This is a genomic window from Roseateles sp. P5_B10, from assembly GCF_056400485.1.
On record NZ_JBFULE010000664.1, the window covers coordinates 1 to 2,943 of the forward strand.

General features: G+C 65.8%; 4 protein-coding genes. 2 read left to right on the top strand and 2 right to left on the bottom strand.

The genetic code is table 11. The features are described from left to right. Positions 1-55: 55 nt before the first annotated feature. Both AC1DU6_RS25600 and AC1DU6_RS25605 read right to left on the bottom strand, forming a co-directional pair. On the bottom strand, positions 56-280 hold the full coding sequence (locus AC1DU6_RS25600; RefSeq protein WP_457324046.1) for a hypothetical protein: 225 nt from the start codon (positions 278-280) through the stop codon (positions 56-58). 76 nt (positions 281-356) lie between these two features. Continuing rightward, positions 357-1,211, bottom strand: coding sequence for an AAA family ATPase (locus AC1DU6_RS25605; RefSeq protein ID WP_477860539.1), 855 nt, complete (start codon positions 1,209-1,211; stop codon positions 357-359). Positions 1,212-1,321: 110 nt separating this feature from the next. Here AC1DU6_RS25605 and AC1DU6_RS25610 point away from each other — a divergent pair, with 110 nt between their 5' ends. Continuing rightward, a complete protein-coding gene (locus AC1DU6_RS25610) occupies positions 1,322-1,966 on the top strand; it encodes a c-type cytochrome (protein WP_477860541.1) in 645 nt (214 codons plus the stop codon). A 140-nt stretch (positions 1,967-2,106) separates the two neighbouring features. Continuing rightward, positions 2,107-2,943 (top strand): HD-GYP domain-containing protein (locus AC1DU6_RS25615; RefSeq protein ID WP_477860543.1); only part of this gene is annotated, 837 nt, incomplete at its 3' end.

Sequence of the window (2,943 nt, forward strand, 5' to 3'; positions counted from 1 at the left end):
GTCAGCGGCACGAGGTGGATGGGGCCGGCGGCCAGCGTCACGGGCAGGACGGGTTTCATGGCTTGTCCTTCAGCATCAGCCGCCGCGCCAGTAAGCGGCCGCCGCCGCAGCCGGCGACGATGAGCAGCAGGCCGATGAGTTGCTGCGCATTCCAGTCGGTGCTGGCGATGAAGTCGATGCCGAACTGCCGGCCCAGCCACCAGCCGGCCAGGGCGCCCAGAACGAAGCCGACGGCATCCGCCAGCCCTTCGCGCATTGCGCGGTCGAAGTCTTGAGCCATCAGCGGCGCTCGGCCGTCCGGAGCCGCTGGGCGCCCCCTCGGGGGGCAGCGGGCGTAAGCACGCGTGGGGGCTGCATCATCTGTTATTGCGCTGCATGAAGACGAGCTTCTCGAACAGCGTCAGATCCTGCTCGTTCTTCAGGAGCGCCCCCACCAGCGGCGGGATGCTGACCTTCTCGTCCTTGGCCTGCAGCGCGTCCACCGGGATGTCTTCGGCCAGCAGCAGCTTGAGCCAGTCGATCAGCTCCGATGTGCTGGGCTTCTTCTTCAGGCCGGGCAGGTTGCGCACGTCGTAGAAGTTCTTCAGCGCGGCGGCCAGCAGGTCCTTCTTCAAGGTCGGGAAGTGCACATCGACGATCTTCTTCATCGTCTCGGCGTCGGGGAACTTGATGTAGTGGAAGAAGCARCGGCGCAGRAAGGCGTCGGGCAGTTCCTTCTCGTTGTTGGACGTGATGAAGACCAGCGGCCGGTGCTTGGCCTTGATCAGCTGGCGCGTCTCATAGACATAGAACTCCATGCGGTCGATTTCGCGCAACAGATCGTTGGGGAACTCGATGTCCGCCTTGTCGATCTCGTCGATGAGCAGCACGACCGGCTCGTCGGCCTCGAAGGCCTGCCACAGCACGCCTTTGACGATGTAGTTCTCGATGTTGCGAACGMGCTCGCTGCCCTCGATGCCGGCGAGCTGGCTGTCGCGCAACCGGCTGACGGCGTCGTACTCGTACAGGCCCTGCTGGGCCTTGGTGGTGCTCTTGATATGCCACTGCAGCAGCGGCATGCCTAAAGCGCCGGCCACTTCCTCGGCCAGCATGGTCTTGCCGGTGCCGGGCTCGCCCTTGATGAGCAGCGGCCGCTGCAGCGTCGCCGCGGCGTTGACCGCGAGCATCAGGTCGGCCGTGGCGACGTACTGGTCGGAACCTTGGAATTTCATTGGGAAAACCGGGGCAAAACCCGAACTGAAGAGGGGCCGGACCAGTATAGGAGGCCTCCTATAATCGCCGCCGCTCCGGAACACGACACCAACCCGAACCTCTTGGGACCATGAAAAAACTGCTGCAGATCTCGCTCGCCCTGGCCACCGCCTTTGCTGCCCTCGCAGCCCAGGCCCAGGACGTGAAGGCCGGTGAGACCAAGGTCGCGATGTGTATCGGCTGCCATGGCATCGTCGGCTACCAGGCCAGCTTCCCCGAGATCCACAAGGTGCCGATGATCGCGGGCCAGAACGCCAAGTACATCGTCTCGGCCCTGCAGGCCTATGCCAAGGGCGACCGCAAGCACCCGACGATGCGCGGCATTGCCGGTTCGCTGAGCGAGCAGGACATGAACGACGTGGCCGCTTTCTACGAGCAGCAGGCCAAGCTGCCGGCGGTGGCCGACAGCATTCCGGCCGCGCCGGCCAATGTGGCCGAGCTGCTGACCAAGGGCGCTTGCGTGTCCTRCCACGGCGCCAACTTCAGCAAGCCCATCGACCCGAGCTACCCCAAGCTGRCTGGCCAGCACGCCGACTACCTGACCGTCGCGCTGAAGTCCTACAAGACCGAGAAGAACCCCGGGGTGGGCCGCAGCAACGGCGTCATGGCCGGCCAGGTCAAGCAGTTCAGCAACGCCGAACTGAAGGCCATCGCCAGCTACATCAGCACGCTGTCGACCGAACTGGCCACCGTGCCGCAGGGCAAGTTCCGCTGACCCGGCGCGACCGCCGCCCGACCGAGCCGCCTTCAAGGCGGCTTTTTGTTGCCCGCGGCAAAAGCGTGCAGGGCTGCACGATCGTTGCACGGCCTTGCCTGCGTCACGCACGGATACTGGTGCGCATAGACGACGCTGTCATGTTGAAGAAGATCTCGACCTCCGACGTGAGGCTGGGCATGTATCTCCAGGCGATGGAGGGGGCCTGGCTCTCTCATCCGTTCTGGAAGACCAAGTTCGTGCTGGCCGATGCCGCCGACCTTGCCGCCCTGCAGGCCAGCGGCGTGTCGGCCGTCTGGATCGACGTCAGCAAGGGCGGGGATGTGGCTGCGCCTGCGCCAATCGCCGCCGTGACCGTCGCTTCCCCGCCCACGCCGCCCGCCACAGCCGCCCCTCAGCCGCGCGTCAGCATGGAGTCCGAGCTCGACCGCGCCACCCAGGTGCTGGGCCGGGCCAAGGTGGCCGTCATGGCGCTGTTCAACGAGGCGCGGCTGGGCAAGGCCATCGACACCGAGGTCTGCCTGCCCATCGTCGACGAGGTCACGTCCTCGCTGGCGCGCAACCCGTCGGCCTTCCTCAGCCTCGCGCGGCTCAAGGACAAGGACACCTACACCTATATGCACTCGGTCGCCGTCTGCGGCCTGATGGTGTCTCTGGGCCGGCAGATGGGGCTGTCCGATGCCGAAGTGCGTGAAGCTGGCCTGGCAGGGCTGCTGCACGACGTCGGCAAGATGCAGATGCCCATGGAGGTGCTGAACAAGCCCGGTGCCCTGACGGATGCCGAATTCGACGTCATGMGTGGCCACCCCGAGCGCGGCTTCGACCTGCTCAAGGACGGTGCCAAGGTGCCGCCCTCGGCCCTGGACGTCTGCCTGCACCACCACGAGAAGATGGACGGCAGCGGCTACCCGCACAAGCTGGCCGGCGACCAGATCAGCCTGCTGGCGCGCATGGGCGCGGTCTGCGATGTCTACGAC

What these genes read in the sequence shown, in the direction of transcription:
- AC1DU6_RS25600 (WP_457324046.1), bottom strand. Translation starts at nt 280, where the DNA reads ATGGCTCAAGACTTCGACCGCGCAATGCGCGAAGGGCTGGCGGATGCC.